Below are 16,660 nucleotides of genomic sequence, written 5' to 3'. Positions count from 1 at the left end.
TGCTACGTGTCGACTGCCCGGTCTCAGCGGCCGTGGCTGTCGGTGTAGGCCAGCAGGGCCAGGAAGCGGGCGCGCTTGATAGCGGTGGCCAGCTGACGCTGATAACGAGCTTTGGTACCGGTGATGCGGCTTGGAACAATTTTGCCGGTCTCGGATACGTAGGCTTTCAGAGTGTTGAGATCTTTGTAATCGATCTCTTTCACGTCTTCAGCGGTGAAGCGGCAGAATTTACGACGACGGAAGAAACGTGCCATTTGATAGGCTCCTTAAAAGGTCCGTGGATTACTCGTCAGCGTTATCGCTGTTGTCGCTGTCATCACTGTCAGCGCTTTCAACGCCTTCGTGCTCAGGACGGTCGCGACGCTCACGGCGCTCACTGCGGTTTTCTTCAGCCTTGAGCATCTCGGACTGGCCGGTAACGGCTTCGTCGCGACGGATGACCAGGTTACGGATCACTGCATCGTTGTAGCGGAAGTTGTCTTCCAGCTCGGCCAGGGCCTTGCCAGTGCACTCAACGTTCAGCATCACGTAGTGAGCCTTGTGAACATTGTTGATTGCGTAGGCCAGTTGACGACGGCCCCAATCTTCCAGACGGTGGATTTTGCCGCCGTCTTCTTCGATCAGCTTGGTGTAACGCTCAACCATGCCGCCGACTTGCTCGCTTTGATCCGGGTGGACCAAAAAGATGATTTCGTAATGACGCATGAATGCTCCTTACGGGTTGTAGCCTGCCGCTCAAAAGCGGTCAGACAAGGAGTGAATGACACTTATGGACTTGCGGACGCTAGACACGTTGGTGCCTGCCATCACAGCAAGGGGCGCAATTGTAGAGAAGGGATGAGGGAGGCGCAAGGCAATTGGTGAATATTTGAACAGCCACACATTCATGCCACACCACAAAACACTGTGGGAGCGAGCTTGCTCGCGATGGGGGCCTCCCATTCAACATTGATGCTGAATGTTACTCCGTCATCGCGAGCAAGCTCGCTCCCACAGGGACTGCAACTGGATCAGGACTTCTTGGCAGCAGCCTTGGCCTTGACGCTACGCTGACGCTGCGCTTCGAACAGGCAAACGCCGGTCGCCACGGAAACGTTGAGACTGCTGACACTACCGGCCATCGGCAGGTTCACCAGATAATCGCAATGCTCGCGGGTCAGGCGGCGCATGCCCTTGCCTTCGGCGCCCATGATCAGGATGGTCGGACCGGTGAGATCCTGGTCATACAGGCTGACCTCAGCCTCGCCAGCCGTACCGACAACCCACAAGCCACGCTGCTGGAGCTTTTCCAGGGTACGCGCCAGGTTGGTCACGGCAACCAGCGGAATCACTTCCGCCGCGCCGCAGGCAATTTTTCGTACAACCGGAGTCAGCGTGGCTGACTTGTCCTTCGGCACGATCACTGCCAGCGCGCCCGCCGCATCGGCGGAACGCAAGCAGGCACCGAGGTTGTGCGGATCGGTCACGCCGTCGAGCACCAGCAACAACGGTGCGCCGTCGGTGCGATCGAGCAGCTCATCGAGCATTGCCTCGCCCCAGACCTGGCTCGGACTCACGTCCGCGACCACGCCCTGGTGCACGCCTTCAACCCAGGCGTCCATTTCGCGGCGCTCGGCCTGGCCGACCTGGACCCGGTTTTCATTGGCCAGCTCAATCAGCGTCTGGACCCGAGGATCATTGCGGCCTTCGGCCAGCCAGATCTGCTTGACGCGTTTCGGGTGGTGACGCAACAACGCTTCTACAGCATGAACGCCGTAGATCTTTTCCAACTGACTCATGGCTTGGCCTTAGGTTTACGCGCCCCACCACTCTTGGCTGGAGCCGAGCCCGCTTTTGGCGGGCCTTTACGATGTTTGCTCGGTTTGGCTGGCTTGCCGCCGACGGCCTTGTCAGGCGCCGACCGGCTGGTCTTTCCCCCAGACGCCGCTTTACCGCCGCTTTTCGCACCGGCCAGCAACGCCTGTTTCATTTCACGACTTTTGCGCACTTCGGCGTTTTTCGCCGCGGCATCGCTCGGGCGATAGGCTTCCACAGCCTTTTCCTTGGCAGGACGGCGACCGGTTTTCGCCGGGGCCGGTTCTGCGACTGTTTTTGTAGAGAGGGCTGCAGGTGCTGCCGCTTCCGTGCCACGCTTTTTCCGGCCAATCGGTGCGCTGATGGTTTTTTCGGCCATCTCGAAGTCGATCTTGCGCTCGTCGAGGTCGACGCGCATGACTCGCACTTCCACGGTGTCGCCCAGGCGGAAGCTGCGACCGGTGCGTTCACCGGCCAGGCGGTGGTGCACAGGATCGAAGTGGTAGTAATCGCCCGGCAGCGCGGTGACGTGCACCAGGCCTTCGACGTAGATATCGGTCAGCTCGACGAACAGACCAAAACCGGTCACCGCAGTGATCACGCCCGGGAACGATTCGCCCACGCGATCTTTCATGAACTCGCACTTGAGCCAGTTAACCACGTCGCGAGTCGCTTCGTCGGCACGGCGCTCGCTCATCGAGCACTGCTCGCCGAGTTGCTCCAGGGCCGCTTCGTCGTACGGATAGATGCGCGCCTTCGGAATGGTCATCGCACCGGCACGGCGAACGTGCGGGGTGTTCTGCTTGGAATGGATCACGCTGCGGATTGCGCGGTGCGTGAGCAAATCCGGGTAGCGGCGGATCGGCGAGGTGAAGTGGGTATAGGCTTCGTAATTCAGGCCGAAGTGGCCCTGGTTATCGGCGCTGTACACCGCCTGGCTCAACGAACGCAGCATGACGGTCTGGATCAGGTGGAAATCCGGACGATCCTTGATACCGGCCAGCAATGCCTGGTAATCCTTCGGCGACGGACCGTCCTTGCCTTTGTGCAGGGACAGGCCGAGCTCGCCGAGGAAGGCGCGCAGTTTTTCCAGACGCTCCGGTGGCGGACCATCATGAACACGGTACAACGCAGGAATTTCGTGCTTTTTCAGGAATTCGGCGGTGGCCACGTTGGCCGCCAGCATGCATTCCTCGATCAGCTTGTGTGCATCGTTGCGCACGGTCGGACGGATTTCGGCGATCTTGCGCTCGGAACCGAAGATGATCCGGGTTTCCTGGGTCTCGAAATCGATCGCACCACGAACGTGACGAGCCGCCAGCAATACCTTGTACAGCGAGTACAACTGCTTAAGGTGCGGCACGACGTCGGTGTATTCGCCGCGAAGCTTGCGCGCCTCGGTGGCTTTCGGCGTTTCCAGCATGGCGCTGACTTTGTTGTAGGTCAGGCGCGCATGGGAGTGGATCACCGCTTCGTAGAAGCAGTAGTCGGTCATTTCGCCGGACTTGGAGATGGTCATCTCGCAAACCATGGCCAGACGATCGACTTGCGGGTTCAGCGAGCACAAACCGTTGGACAGCTGCTCAGGCAGCATCGGGATCACGCGCTCGGGGAAGTACACCGAGTTGCCGCGAACCTGCGCTTCGGCATCCAGCGCCGAACCAAGCTTCACGTAGCTGGATACGTCGGCAATCGCCACGTACAGCTTCCAGCCGCCCGAGAACAGACGCAGCTTGCCCGGACGGGCTTCGCAATAGACCGCATCGTCGAAGTCGCGGGCATCTTCGCCGTCAATGGTGACGAACGGCAGATGACGCAGGTCGATGCGCTTCTCTTTGTCTTTCTCTTCGACTTCCGGCTTGAGCTTGCCGGCTTCCTTGAGCACGGCGTCAGGCCAGACGTGAGGAATGTCATAGGTACGCAGGGCGACGTCGATTTCCATGCCCGGCGCCATGTAGTTGCCCACGACTTCAACCACGTCGCCTTGCGGCTGGAAGCGTGGCGTTGGCCAGTGAGTGATCTTCACTTCGACGAACTGACCGATCTGCGCGTTGGCATTACGGCCCGGCGTCACCAGCACTTCCTGCTGGATCTTCGGGTTATCCGCCACGACGAAACCGATACCGCCTTCCTCGAAGTAGCGACCGACGATGCTTTCGTGAGCACGGGACACCACTTCGACGATCATGCCTTCGCGGCGACCACGACGATCCAGGCCGGAAACACGCGCCAGGGCACGGTCACCGTCGAACACCAGGCGCATCTGCGCCGGGCTCATGAACAGATCGTCACTGCCATCGTCCGGCACCAGGAAGCCGAAGCCGTCACGGTGACCGCTGATGCGGCCCAGGATCAGGTCAAGCTTGTCCACCGGCGCATAAGTGCCACGTCGGGTATAGATGAGTTGAGCATCGCGCTCCATGGCGCGCAGGCGGCGGCGCAGGGCTTCGATCTGGTCTTCTGTGGTCAGACCAAACTCTTCGACCAGTTGCTCGCGGTTAGCAGGCGAACCGCGATCAGCAAGGTGCTGAAGGATCAGTTCGCGGCTAGGAATAGGGTTTTCATATTTTTCCGCTTCACGAGCGGCCTCGGGATCGAGGGACTGCCAATCGGCCATTAGAGAGTTTTCACCTTGTCTATATGCGGGTTAGTTTGGCATAGGCGTAATGAAACGGGAAATTTCAAGCTAAGACGACCCATCTAAAGCCCTGTATCGACACCGCAAAGCTGATTTGAAGACCGCTGGTGAAATTTTCCAGGTTTTTTTGGTGTCGGGGGTTTACAGTTAAAAAGACGCTCCGTATAGTGCGCGCCATCGACGACGGAGACGTTGCCGATACTGCCCAGATGGTGAAATTGGTAGACACGCCAGCTTCAGGTGCTGGTGACCGCAAGGTCGTGGAAGTTCGAGTCTTCTTCTGGGCACCAATTTCGAGCTTGAGATTAGATCAATTTCAAGGCTCACACAAAAACCCGCGAAAGCGGGTTTTTGCATTCTGGGCCACTGGTTTATTAATTTTTAAAATCAGGGGTTTACAGATCAAAATGCTCTCCGTATAGTGCGCCACATCAACAGCGGCAACGCTGAAGATGAATGCCCAGATGGTGAAATTGGTAGACACGCCAGCTTCAGGTGCTGGTGACCTTACGGTCGTGGAAGTTCGAGTCTTCTTCTGGGCACCAATTCAAGTTCAAGGTTACGGCCTTGAATTTCACAAAAACCCGCGAAAGCGGGTTTTTGCGTTTCTGACCTCCAGAAAAGTTCTCTACCGCCCTTCTGTAGGAGCGAGCCTGCTCGCGATGCACGCCCAGACAACACTGGCATGCAGGCACCCCGCGTTATCGTTGAAAACCATCGCGAGCAGGCTCGCTCCTACAGGGTTATCGGCAGCCTGTACCAAAAGGAAATCCAACCCGCAAGGCGCATTTGAGAAACAATATCGTTTATCATTGTTGCAAGTTTTTGCAATGCGACAGTGAGGAACCCTGCGAATGATGTTTCGAAATACCCTGCGCCGCGGCTTGACCATCACCCTGCTCGGCCTGACACTCGCCACTCCCCTCACCCAAGCCGCCGACCCGGTTTCCCTGACGCTCTACAACGGCCAACACAAAGAAGTCGGCGACGCGGTCGCCAAAGCCTTCGAAGCCAAGACCGGGATCCACGTCAATGTACGTAAAGGCAGCAGCAACCAACTCGCCAGCCAGGTCGTCGAAGAAGGCGATCGCTCCCCTGCCGATGTGATCTACACCGAAGAATCGCCGCCACTGAACAAACTTGGCGAACAAGGCCTGCTGGCCAAGGCGGATGACGCCACGCTGGCCGTTCTGCCCAAGGAATACGTCGCCAGCAATGGCACCTGGATTGGCGTGACTGCCCGGGTGCGCGTCGTCGCCTACAACCCCAAGCTGATTGATGAAAAAGACCTGCCGACCTCGGTGATGGAATTCTCCGATCCAAAATGGCAAGGCAAGGTCGGCTTCGTACCCACCAGCGGCGCCTTTCAGGAACAAGCCGTGGCCATCATCAAAGTGCACGGCATGGACGCTGCCGAAGAGTGGCTGACCGGGCTGCGCGCATTCGGCAAGACCTACAGCAATAACATGGTCGCGCTCAAAGCCGTGGAAAATGGCGAAGTGGCCACCGTGCTGGTCAACAACTACTACTGGTTCGCCTTGCAGCGCGAAAAAGGCCAGCTCGATTCGAAACTGCACTACTTCACCGGCGGCGACGTCGGCGGGCTGATCACTGTGTCCAGCGCAGCCGTCCTGAAATCCAGCAAACACCCAACAGAAGCACAGCAATTGCTCGCCTACATGGCCAGCGAGGAAGGCCAGCGCGTGATCACCCAGACCACCGCCGAATACCCGCTGCACAAAGGCATGGAGTCCGATCGCGGACTCAAGCCATTCAGCGAACTGCAAGCACCGAAAGTCACGCCAGCCGACCTGGGCAACGCCGAAGAAGCCCTGGACCTGGAACGTGATGTTGGCCTGAACTGATGAGCGCATCGCTTTCCGCGCATGGCGGGTACATGCCACGGCGCAAGCGGCCGTCGATCTGGCTGGTCCTGCCGGTTTTGCTACTGGTGGTGCTCAGCCTGCTGCCGCTGGCCTATGTCGGACTCAAGGCCTGGCAAGCAGGCTGGGCCGAGGCGCTGCATTTGCTGTGGCGCCCCTATGTGTTCGGACTGCTGCGCAATACCCTGGCGCTGATGATCGGCGTGACGCTGGCCTGCGCCGTGATCGGCCTGTCGCTGGCGTGGTTGCTGGAGCGCAGCAGCCTGCCGGGGCGACGCCTGTGGGGTGTGATCCTGTGCCTGCCCTTCGCCGTACCGGCGTTTGTCAGCAGCTTCACCTGGGTTTCATTGAGCGCTCATTTCGAGGGACTCGGCGGGGCAATTCTGGTGATGACGCTCTCTAAATACCCGCTGATTTTCCTGCCGGTGGCGGCGACCCTGCGCAACCTCGACCCATCCCTGGAAGAGTCGGCGCGCACCCTGGGACAGAACCGCTGGGGCGTGTTCTTCAAGGTCACCCTGCCCCTGCTCTGGCCGTCGCTGCTAGCTGGCTCCTTGCTGATTGCCCTGCACATGCTGGTGGAGTTCGGCGCGCTGTCGATCATCGGCCTGCAAACCTTCACCACGGCGATCTACCAGCAGTTCGAGCTGGAGTTCAGCAATGCCAACGCGGCGATGCTTTCCGCCGTACTGCTGATGCTCTGCCTGGCGCTGCTGTGGCTGGAGCTGCGCGTGCGCGGCAAAGGTCGACACGTGCGCACCGGCCAGGGTGCGGCGCGACGCGCGGAGCAGGTTCAACTGGGGCCGTGGGCTGTGGCAGGACAGCTTTATTGCCTGCTACTGGCAATCGTCGGCAGCGGGATTCCGCTGGGCATGCTGGCTTACTGGCTGGCCGTCGGATCATCGGCGGCCTTTCCAATGGCAGCCATCGGTGAAGCATTGCTGTCATCCCTCGCGCTGTCGCTGGGTGGCGCTGCGTTTTGCCTGGTGCTGGCGGTGCCGGTCGGCCTGCTGGTCGTGCGCCATAAGGGCCAACTGGCGATCTGGGCCGAGCGCTTGCCATATCTGCTGCATGCCCTGCCGGGACTGGTCATCGCCCTGACCCTGGTGTATTTCGCCCTGCACTACGTGCCGATGCTGTACCAGACTTCGGCATTGCTGCTGATCGCGTACGCCCTGCTGTTTCTGCCGCTGGCCCAGGCGCCGATCCGCACCGCCCTGAACAAGGCGGCACCGCAGCTTGAAGAAGCGGCACGCACGCTGGGCGCCTCGTCTTTCAGCGCTTTCTGCCGAGTGACACTGCCGATCATTTTCCCGGCACTGGGCGCGGCTTTTGCGCTGGTGTTCCTGGATGCGATGAAGGAGCTGACGGCGACCCTGCTGTTGAGTCCGACGGGGTTGAATACACTGGCGACAGAAGTCTGGGCGCATACCGCGAATGTGGAGTTTGCGGCGGCGGCGCCTTATGCGGCGTTGTTGATATTGGTGTCGGGGTTGCCGGTCTATCTGCTTACGACCCGGATGTACCTGAGCCGCTAAAACCGTATTCGCGAGCAAGCCCGCTCCCACAGTGGCCCTTTGTGAACATCATATTTGTGTTCGACAGAGGACCACTGTGGGAGCGGGCTTGCTCGCGAAGGGGCCGGCACCAACAACCAATCAAGCCCTGAACTGCCCCAGGCTCGCCTTCAACTGCGCCGCCAAGCCATCCAGCACCTTGCCGCTGGCCGTGGTCTCCACCACAGCTTGCGCAGCTTTCTCAGCCTGGGCATGAATGGTCTGCACTCGCCCTCGCACAGCCTGCGCCCCCTGCGCCTGATGCGCAGCGGCCTGGGTCGCCAGACCAATCGCTGCATGCACCTGCTCGACCGACGCCTGCACCGACTGCTGCAACCGCGCACTGTCACGCAGCACCACCAAACCCTCGTTGGCCTGGCGCCCGGCCTGACCGATTGCCGCGACCGCCTCGCGCGCGCCCTGCTGCAACGCCACGATGTGCGCCTGGATATCGCCGGTGGAGCTCTGCGTCTTGCTCGCCAGCGCCCGCACTTCATCTGCCACCACCGCAAACCCGCGTCCGGTCTCGCCGGCACGCGCCGCTTCAATCGCCGCGTTCAGCGCCAGCAGGTTGGTCTGCTCGGCGATGCCGTGAATTACCGTCAACACCACTTCAATCTGCTCGCTTTGCTGCGCCAGTCGCTCGATCACCTGGGCGCCGGTATTGACCTGCCCCGCCAGCTCCTCGATCAGACTGCCGACTTTCGCCGAGGTCCGGGTGTTTTCATCGGTAGCCTGACGAATCTCCACCACCTGCTTCAGCGCCGCCTGCATGGCCTGGCTTTCCGATTGCGCCTCATCCGCCATTTGCGACAGGGCACGCAAACTCTCCGCCACTTCATCGCGCTGCATGCCAGCCGCTGCGTCCGCACCCGCGTTGCGCAGGGTCATGGCACCAATCTCGACGCCGGTACGCTGAGCCACATCGCCCGCCTCGCGCACGATCGGCTGCAACTTATCCACAAAGCGATTGACCGCCGAGGCCATGTCGCCGATTTCGTCCTTGCTGTTGATCTGCACACGCTTGGTCAGATCGCCTTCGCCCGCGGCCAGGTCATCCATGGCAACGATCAGCATTTTCAGACGATTGACCACTCGACGACCGAGCACCACCGCCAGCAACAGCAGGACACCAAAACCCACGACTGCCAGACACACACCGATGCGCCAGCGCAATGTTGCAGCGGCTTCCTGTACGGTGCTGGTGGTGTTGGCTTTCATTTCAGCCGCTGTGGACTGCGCCGACTGCAGACGCGCGCGCATCGCCGTTGCGCTGTCGGCAGCGGCGCCTTTGAGGCTGTCGCCGACCAGTTGATCGCTGCTGGCGATCAAGGCCGAGAAGCGCTTGTCGAGGGCTGCGAGATCAGTCTCCACCGACGCCGTCGAGACCCCCATCAGGACCTTGCCGATTTCCACGCCATTGGGGTTGATCGAGGCCTCGATGTAGAAGACCGAAGGATCGTTCTTCGCTGCATCCAGCACCTTGTCGAGCGCCCGCTCGCCCTGGCCCTTTTCCAGCAGTGCCTTGTTGATCGGGTTTTCCCGGTTGAGGTAGCGCGTCAGGTGCTGACCGGTAGCGTCGTCATACACCACGAACAGCACATTGGGATTGCGCTGGGCCCGGCGAGCGAATTCGGACAACGTCGGAACGTCGTTGTCCCACATGGCGCGGGGCGCGACCGAAGCCAGAAGCTGCGCCATATCGTTGGCGGAGTCCTTCAGGTCCTTTTCCAGGGTCGAACGCAGTTGCGCCTGCTCTTCCTCAAGACGCGAGGACAAACCGGCCGTGAGGCGCTGACGTGTACTGGTAGAAAGGCTGTCCAGACTGGACGTGACTTCACGCCCGGCCTGCTCGAGCTCGGCGGAAAGTTTTTGACTGTCAGCGCCCAGGCGCGTGCCCAGATCGGCTTCGAGCGCGGTCACCGTGCTCCGGGTCAGAGCAACAGCCACCAGCACCTGCACCAAAAGGGCGATACCCAGGGTAACGAACACAGGCCGCAACAAACGGCTTTGTAACAGTGAGAGAACGGCCGACACTGTGAATCCCTCTACTTGGACGCCATTAATTTGATGGCATTCTTTTGAGGATATTTACAGCAAAGGTCATGCCGTCCTGCAGACAAATACGACAAAGGCCCCGATTAAGGAGCCTTTGTGTTTTACATCAATGACTTATCAAGCAAACGGATGACGCAGAACGATGGTTTCGTTGCGGTCCGGGCCCGTCGAAATAATGTCGATCGGCGCACCGATCAGCTCTTCAACGCGCTTGATGTAAGCACGGGCGTTAGCTGGCAGCTCTTCCAGGGTTTTGGCACCCACGGTCGACTCGGTCCAGCCCGGCACTTCTTCGTACACAGGCTGCAGGCCCACGTAGCTGTCAGCATCAGTCGGGGCAACGGCCTTGCCTTCTGCGTCTTTGTAGCCGACGCAGATGTTGATGGTTTCCAGACCGTCGAGCACGTCCAGCTTGGTCAGGCAGATGCCCGAGATGCTGTTCACATCGATAGCGCGACGCAGGATAACAGCGTCGAACCAGCCACAACGACGAGCACGGCCGGTAGTCGCGCCGAACTCGTGACCTTGTTTGGCCAGGTGCGCACCGACTTCGTCGAACAGCTCCGTCGGGAATGGACCCGAACCTACACGCGTGGTGTAAGCCTTGGTGATGCCCAGGATGTAGTCCAGGAACATGGGGCCGACACCCGAACCGGTAGCAACGCCGCCAGCGGTGGTGTTGGAACTGGTCACGTACGGGTAGGTACCGTGGTCGATGTCCAGCAGGGAGCCTTGGGCGCCTTCGAACATGATGTCCTTGCCAGCGCGACGCAGGTCGTGCAGCTCGGCCGTCACATCCAGCATCAGCGGCTTGAGCAGCTCAGCGTATTCCTTGCACTCGGCCAGGGTCTTGTCGAAGTCGATGGCTGGCTCTTTGTAGTAACCCACCAGCATGAAGTTGTGGTAATCCACCAGTTCACGCAGCTTGTCTTCAAAGCGCGGCATGTTGAGCAGGTCGCCCACACGCAGGCCACGACGTGCAACCTTGTCTTCGTAGGCCGGGCCGATGCCGCGACCGGTGGTACCGATCTTCAGCTCGCCACGGGCCTTTTCACGGGCCTGGTCCAGCGCAACGTGGAAGGACAGGATCAGCGGGCAGGACGGGCTGATACGCAGGCGCTCGCGCACCGGCACACCTTTTTCTTCCAGCTTGGTGATCTCGCGCAACAGGGCGTCAGGTGCAACCACCACGCCGTTGCCGATCAGGCACTGCACGCCTTCGCGCAGCACGCCCGACGGAATCAGGTGCAAGACGGTTTTTTCGCCATCGATCACCAGAGTGTGACCCGCGTTGTGGCCACCCTGGTAGCGCACTACGGCGGCAGCATGTTCGGTCAGCAGATCAACGATCTTGCCTTTGCCCTCATCACCCCATTGGGTGCCCAGGACTACGACATTCTTACCCATAACACTTGTCCTCATTCGCGCAAACTTGGTGCCGGCGGCAGCCGGCAGGAAAACTCAAGAAGCCAGTGGCGATACTTGCCAAAGCCCGTTCTGCTGAATCAATTGCCGGTCGCAGTCCGCTTCACGGGCGGCGGCCAAAGGTTGCCCAGGCAAAGCCTGAACGACACGCTGACCCTCACTGCGCAACTGGCAAACCTGCTGCCAGAGTGCCGCATCCGTACTGTCAGGCATCCAGATACCGCCAGACGGTAACTCGATCTCAGCACGCCCCAGGGTCACCAGGGTTTTCAAATCGGTGGAAAAGCCGGTCGCCGGACGGGCACGACCGAAGTCCGCGCCGATGTCGTCGTAACGACCGCCCTGGGCAATGGACTGGCCAACACCCGGCACGAATACGGCGAACACCACACCGGTGTGGTAGTGATAGCCACGCAGCTCGCCCAGGTCGAAATACAGCGGCAGCTCAGGGAAACGCACGGACAACCGCTCGGCAATTGCCAGCAGGTCATCCAGCGCCGCCAGAACCGGGGCAGGCGCCTTGGCCAGACGCTCGCGGGCCGCAGCCAGCACTTCACGACCGCCACACAGGTCGACCAACGCCCGCAGCATGCCCGACAGATCGGCAGGCAAACCTTCGGTCAAGGTAATGACCTCGTCGATGGCCTTGCGTTGCAAGGCATCGAACAACTGCTGCTCGACTTCACCGGACAAACCGGCGGCGCGGGCCAGGCCGCGATAGATGCCGACATGACCGAGGTCCATGTGCACATCCGGCACATCGGCCAGTTGCAGCATGGCCAGCATCAGACTGATGACTTCAACGTCGCTGCTCGGGCTGCCGTCGCCGTACAACTCGGCACCCAGTTGAATCGGGCTGCGCGAGGACGACAAGGCACGCGGCTGAGCATGCAGCACGCTGCCGGCATAGCACAGGCGGCTTGGGCCTTCACGACGCAGGGTATGCGCATCAATGCGCGCCACTTGCGGCGTGATATCGGCACGGAAACCCATCTGGCGGCCCGATTGCGGGTCGATGACCTTGAAGGTGCGCAGATCCAGGTCCTGGCCCGCGCCGGTCAGCAGGGATTCCAGGTACTCGATATGGGGAGTCACGACAAACTCGTAACCCCAGCTCTGGAACAGATCCAACACCTGACGACGCGCGACTTCAATACGCGCAGCTTCCGGTGGCAGTACTTCTTCGATGCCATCTGGCAGAAGCCAGCGGTCTACCGTTGCCATTACGCCTTCCCCTATCTCCGGGCGACCAGCCTGTCGGCGAGCCTTGAGTGAAGCAGAAAATGGTCGGCTTGCGCACAAACCACGCGCATGAGCGACGGAGCGAAAAGCCCTTCTACCGGCTTCGCCAACCACTTTCCTCGAAAAACTGTCGAGCCAATCGGCCCGGCATCTGCTTTAAAACAGCAATCAAACATGCAGACGCAAAAAAGCCGGGAATTTCCCGGCTGCCGCATCATACACACGTTTTCCCAAAGGATCACCCCGCCAGAGGTTTTAGCCGCCCGGCGGGGGGATAAATCAGGTCAACGCTGTATCAAGGCTTGGCTTTTTCCAGGTAGTGGAAGAAGTCACTGCTTGGGTCGAGGACCATGACGTCGGATTTGTTCGCGAAGCTTTCACGGTAGGCACGCAGGCTACGGTAGAACGCGTAGAACTCCTGATCCTGACCGTAGGCCTTGGAGTAGATCGCAGCGGCCTGGGCATCACCGTCACCGCGAACCTCTTCGGATTCACGATAGGCTTCAGCCAGCAGCACGCGGCGTTGACGATCGGCGTCGGCACGGATGCCTTCGGCCAGCTCGTTACCCTTGGCGCGGTGCTCGCGAGCTTCACGCTCACGCTCGGTGCTCATGCGTTCGAACACGCTGCGGTTCACTTCTTTCGGCAAGTCGATGGTCTTGACCCGGACATCAACCACTTCGATGCCCAGTTCTTTTTCAGCCATCTTGTTCAGCGAAGCCGTAATGTCCGCCATCAACGCATCGCGCTCACCGGAGACCACTTCGTGCAAGGTGCGCTTACCGAACTGGTCACGCAGGCCCGATTCCAGACGACGGGACAGACGTTCGTCGGCGATCTGCTTGAGGCCGGAAGTCGCGGTGTAGTAACGCTCTGCGTCCTTCACGCGCCACTTGGCGTAGGCATCGACCATCACGGCTTTCTTTTCCAGCGTCAGGAAGCGTTGTGTCGGCGCATCCAGCGTCATCAGGCGTGCGTCGAATTTACGCACCTGGTTAACGTAAGGCACTTTCACATGCAGGCCTGGCTGAACATCGGTCTGGACCACGCGACCGAACTGCAGCAACACCGCACGCTCGGTCTGAGCCACGATGTAGAAGCAGTTCCAGGCAGCGATCGCCACGACGACGCCGAAAATAAGGGCGATCAGCGATTTATTGCTCATCAGCGACTCTCCCTGGTACGTGCTTGCTGTTGCTGCAGATCAGCTGCCGCACGCGCATTCGCTTCATTGCTGGTGGCTGCCGCACTGGTCACCGGAGTGCTGGTGTTGCGACCACTTTCGACCATCTTGTCCAGCGGCAGGTACAACAGGTTGCTCTGGCCATTCTTGTTGCCGGTCACGAGTACCTTGCTGGTGTTGCTGAAGACTTCCTGCATGGTGTCCAGGTACAGACGCTGGCGGGTAACTTCAGGCGCCTTGCGGTACTCGGCGACCAGCTTGGTGAAGCGATCGGCCTCACCCTTGGCGCGCGAGACGGTCTCGTCACGGTAACCATTGGCATCCTCGAGGATGCGCTGGGCCTGACCACGGGCTTCCGGCACGACGCCGTTGGCATAGGTTTCGGCCTGGTTGCGCGAACGCTGCTCGTCTTCCCGGGCACGGATCACGTCATCGAAGGCTTCCTGGACTTCGCGCGGTGCCGCTGCGCTCTGAACGTTGACCTGGGTAACGGTGATACCGGTGCGATAGGTGTCCATGAAGCGTTGCAGACGCTCCTTGATCTCGCTGGCCATCAACTCACGACCTTCGGTCAGTACCTGGTCCATGGCGGTGGAACCCACCACATGGCGCAAGGCGCTGTCGGTCGCGTGCTGCAGGCTGATTTCCGGCTGATCGACGCTCAGCACGAAGTCCTGCAGGTTGCTGATCTTGTACTGCACGGTCAGCGGCACTTCGACGATGTTCTCGTCTTCGGTCAGCATCTGGCCCTGCTTGGTGTAGGCACGCTCACGCGTGACGTTTTCCATGTACTTCTTGTCGATCGGCGGGAAATAGATATTCAGGCCCGGCCCCACAGTTTCGTAGTACTTGCCGAAGCGCAGCACCACGGCTTGCTCCTGCTCGTCGACGACATAAACCGCGCTGTACAGCCAAACGGCGGCCAACACGACCAGGCCGATGCCGAGCAGGCCGCCAAAGCCGCCACTCTTGCCCGGACCACCGCCGTCGTCGCCACCACGTTTCTTACCACCACCGAACAAACCGTTCAGGCTTTCCTGCAGCTTTCGGAAGGCCTCGTCGAGATCCGGTGGCCCCTTGCGGTCGCCGTTGTTACGACGCTTGCCACCCCAAGGATCCTGATTATTCGAGTTGCCACCCGGCTCATTCCAAGCCATAGCGCTCTCCATCTGATAAAGCAAAGACGCACCCACGGCGCGCCGACCAATGCTACAGAATGCCTGTCACCACGGCACAACCGCTTTCTCAGGCTTTTATTGCAAAGTGTGTTGCTCGATAAACTCCGTCGGCACAACGCCTTCACGGCTGACCAGTCGATTGAGCTCCGAGCGCGGCAATCGAACGGCCAGCAAGCTGACACCTTCTTCGTCGTATTCTTCTTTCTGTACCGCGCCCAGCTCGAAAAACTGTGCACGCAGACGCGCAAAGCGCTGAGGCAAGCGCAAGGTACCGACAAACAAATCACTGCCCAGCAACTCGGCAATAGCTTGCTCAAGCAACTCCAGACCTGTGCCATCACGTGCCGAGAGCCAGACCCGCTGGGGCCTGCCGTTTTCGTCGCGCTGGATTTGTGGCTCAACGCCTTCAAGCAAATCGAGTTTGTTATAGACCTCGAGGATCGGCAAGTCCTGGGCACCAATCTCGCCCAGCACCACCATCACCTGCTCGATCTGCAACATGCGATCCGGTTCGGCCGCATCGATCACGTGCAACAGCAGGTCGGAGTTGCTCGACTCTTCGAGCGTAGACCGAAATGCCTCGACCAGCTTGTGGGGCAAGTGGCGAATGAAACCCACAGTGTCGGCCAGGACAATCGGCCCCAGGTCGTCCAGTTCCAGACGGCGCAAGGTCGGGTCCAGCGTGGCAAACAACTGGTCAGCCGCGTACACGTCGGATTTCGTCACGTTATTGAAGAGCGTGGATTTGCCGGCGTTGGTATAGCCCACCAGGGACACGGTAGGAATATCCGCACGGGAACGGCCGCGTCGCGACTGTTCGCGCTGACTGCGCACTTTTTCCAGGCGGCCCTTGATCTGTCGCAGGCGAACCCGCAGCAAACGGCGGTCGGTTTCCAGCTGGGTTTCACCCGGGCCACGCATGCCGATACCGCCACCCTGGCGCTCAAGGTGGGTCCAGCCCCGAACCAGCCGGGTGCTCATGTGGTCAAGCTGGGCCAGTTCTACCTGGAGCTTGCCTTCATGGGTGCGGGCGCGTTGGGCGAAAATATCGAGAATCAGACCGGTGCGGTCGATCACGCGACACTCGAAGACACGTTCGAGGTTACGTTCCTGACTGGGTGTGAGGACGTGATTGAAGATGACCAGGTCTGCTTCTTCGGCATGGACCAGATCGCGTAGCTCCTCGACCTTGCCGCTGCCAATCAGAAATTTGGCGGTTGGCCGATGACGCGGCACGTTAAAAAACGCAACGGTCTCGGCGCCGGCCGAATTAGCCAATTCCTGAAACTCCTGCGGATCTTCGCGCGCCTCAGGGTCCTGTCCATCCAAGTGAACGAGGATCACTCGCTCACCACCACCGTGGCGCTCAAAGAACAAAGGAGACTCCTATCAGGCGTTACCTGGCTCAGCGTCACCTGCATCGGATTCGGTTGCGCTAGGCAGACGAATTGGACGAACCGGTACCACTGTAGAGATAGCGTGCTTGTAGACCATCTGGCTTACGGTGTTTTTCAGCAGGATGACGAACTGGTCGAACGACTCGATCGTTCCTTGCAGTTTGATACCGTTGACCAGGTAGATGGACACCCCAACTTTCTCTTTACGTAAAGTATTCAAGTAAGGGTCTTGTAGCGAATGCCCTTTTGACATGTGCCGCACTCCTTTAAGGATTCAATATAAAAAATAGGTAAACAGATGGCTTT

At 59.9% G+C, this 16,660-nt stretch carries 13 protein-coding genes and 2 tRNA genes; 4 read left to right on the top strand and 11 right to left on the bottom strand.

The genetic code is table 11. From position 1 onward, the window contains the following. Positions 1–23 precede the first annotated feature (23 nt). From rpsR to rnr, 4 genes are all read right to left on the bottom strand, one after another. Complete coding sequence (gene rpsR, locus KW841_RS11500) at positions 24–254, bottom strand: 30S ribosomal protein S18 (RefSeq protein ID WP_002551829.1); 231 nt, start codon at positions 252–254, stop codon at positions 24–26. Positions 255–282: 28 nt separating this feature from the next. Beyond that, positions 283–705 (bottom strand): 30S ribosomal protein S6, encoded by a 423-nt coding sequence (gene rpsF / locus KW841_RS11495; protein ID WP_007973274.1) that lies wholly within the window; start codon positions 703–705, stop codon positions 283–285. A gap of 305 nt (positions 706–1,010) precedes the next feature. Next, positions 1,011–1,778 carry a 23S rRNA (guanosine(2251)-2'-O)-methyltransferase RlmB gene (gene rlmB / locus KW841_RS11490; RefSeq protein ID WP_007973273.1) on the bottom strand — a complete coding sequence of 256 codons (768 nt, stop codon included), beginning with the start codon at positions 1,776–1,778 and terminating at the stop codon, positions 1,011–1,013. Next, positions 1,775–4,411: a ribonuclease R gene (rnr, locus tag KW841_RS11485; RefSeq protein WP_218476033.1), complete on the bottom strand. Its 2,637-nt coding sequence runs from the start codon at positions 4,409–4,411 to the stop codon at positions 1,775–1,777. The genes rlmB and rnr overlap by 4 nt, the downstream gene beginning before the upstream one ends. A 224-nt stretch (positions 4,412–4,635) precedes the next feature. Between rnr and KW841_RS11480 the strand changes: the two genes are divergently transcribed. The 4 genes from KW841_RS11480 to KW841_RS11465 all read left to right on the top strand — a co-directional run bounded on the left by KW841_RS11480 (position 4,636) and on the right by KW841_RS11465 (position 7,853). Then, positions 4,636–4,722: transfer RNA gene (locus KW841_RS11480), tRNA-Leu, on the top strand. Positions 4,723–4,890: 168 nt separating this feature from the next. Continuing rightward, positions 4,891–4,977, top strand: a tRNA-Leu gene (locus KW841_RS11475). Between the two features lie 309 nt (positions 4,978–5,286). Continuing rightward, on the top strand, positions 5,287–6,297 hold the full coding sequence (locus tag KW841_RS11470) for an iron ABC transporter substrate-binding protein (RefSeq protein WP_218476031.1): 1,011 nt from the start codon (positions 5,287–5,289) through the stop codon (positions 6,295–6,297). Then, a complete protein-coding gene (locus tag KW841_RS11465) occupies positions 6,297–7,853 on the top strand; it encodes an iron ABC transporter permease (protein ID WP_218476028.1) in 1,557 nt (518 codons plus the stop codon). The genes KW841_RS11470 and KW841_RS11465 overlap by 1 nt, the downstream gene beginning before the upstream one ends. A gap of 120 nt (positions 7,854–7,973) precedes the next feature. Here KW841_RS11465 and KW841_RS11460 read toward each other — a convergent pair whose 3' ends face one another. The 7 genes from KW841_RS11460 to hfq form a co-directional block, all read right to left on the bottom strand. After that, positions 7,974–9,908 (bottom strand): methyl-accepting chemotaxis protein, encoded by a 1,935-nt coding sequence (locus KW841_RS11460; RefSeq protein WP_218476026.1) that lies wholly within the window; start codon positions 9,906–9,908, stop codon positions 7,974–7,976. 138 nt (positions 9,909–10,046) lie between these two features. Further along, a complete protein-coding gene (locus KW841_RS11455; RefSeq protein WP_007973267.1) occupies positions 10,047–11,336 on the bottom strand; it encodes an adenylosuccinate synthase in 1,290 nt (429 codons plus the stop codon). 54 nt (positions 11,337–11,390) lie between these two features. After that, positions 11,391–12,578 carry an ATP phosphoribosyltransferase regulatory subunit gene (locus tag KW841_RS11450; RefSeq protein ID WP_007973265.1) on the bottom strand — a complete coding sequence of 396 codons (1,188 nt, stop codon included), beginning with the start codon at positions 12,576–12,578 and terminating at the stop codon, positions 11,391–11,393. Between the two features lie 313 nt (positions 12,579–12,891). Then, the gene (gene hflC / locus KW841_RS11445) at positions 12,892–13,761 is read right to left on the bottom strand and encodes a protease modulator HflC (RefSeq protein WP_218476024.1); all 870 of its coding nucleotides are present in this window, start codon (positions 13,759–13,761) and stop codon (positions 12,892–12,894) included. Continuing rightward, a complete protein-coding gene (gene hflK, locus KW841_RS11440) occupies positions 13,761–14,936 on the bottom strand; it encodes an FtsH protease activity modulator HflK (RefSeq protein ID WP_102698659.1) in 1,176 nt (391 codons plus the stop codon). Before hflK ends, hflC begins: the two co-directional genes overlap by 1 nt. 96 nt (positions 14,937–15,032) lie before the next feature. Next, on the bottom strand, positions 15,033–16,334 hold the full coding sequence (hflX, locus tag KW841_RS11435) for a ribosome rescue GTPase HflX (RefSeq protein WP_007973259.1): 1,302 nt from the start codon (positions 16,332–16,334) through the stop codon (positions 15,033–15,035). Between the two features lie 12 nt (positions 16,335–16,346). Beyond that, positions 16,347–16,607 (bottom strand): RNA chaperone Hfq, encoded by a 261-nt coding sequence (gene hfq, locus KW841_RS11430; protein WP_003221112.1) that lies wholly within the window; start codon positions 16,605–16,607, stop codon positions 16,347–16,349. Between the last annotated feature and the right edge of the window lie 53 nt (positions 16,608–16,660).

Origin of the sequence: Pseudomonas sp. PDM28, assembly GCF_019219115.1 — a bacterium.
GTDB classification, from domain to species: domain Bacteria; phylum Pseudomonadota; class Gammaproteobacteria; order Pseudomonadales; family Pseudomonadaceae; genus Aquipseudomonas; species Aquipseudomonas laurylsulfatiphila.
The sequence above is the reverse complement of the archived record's forward strand: the minus strand, read 5'-3'. Positions and strand labels throughout refer to the sequence as shown.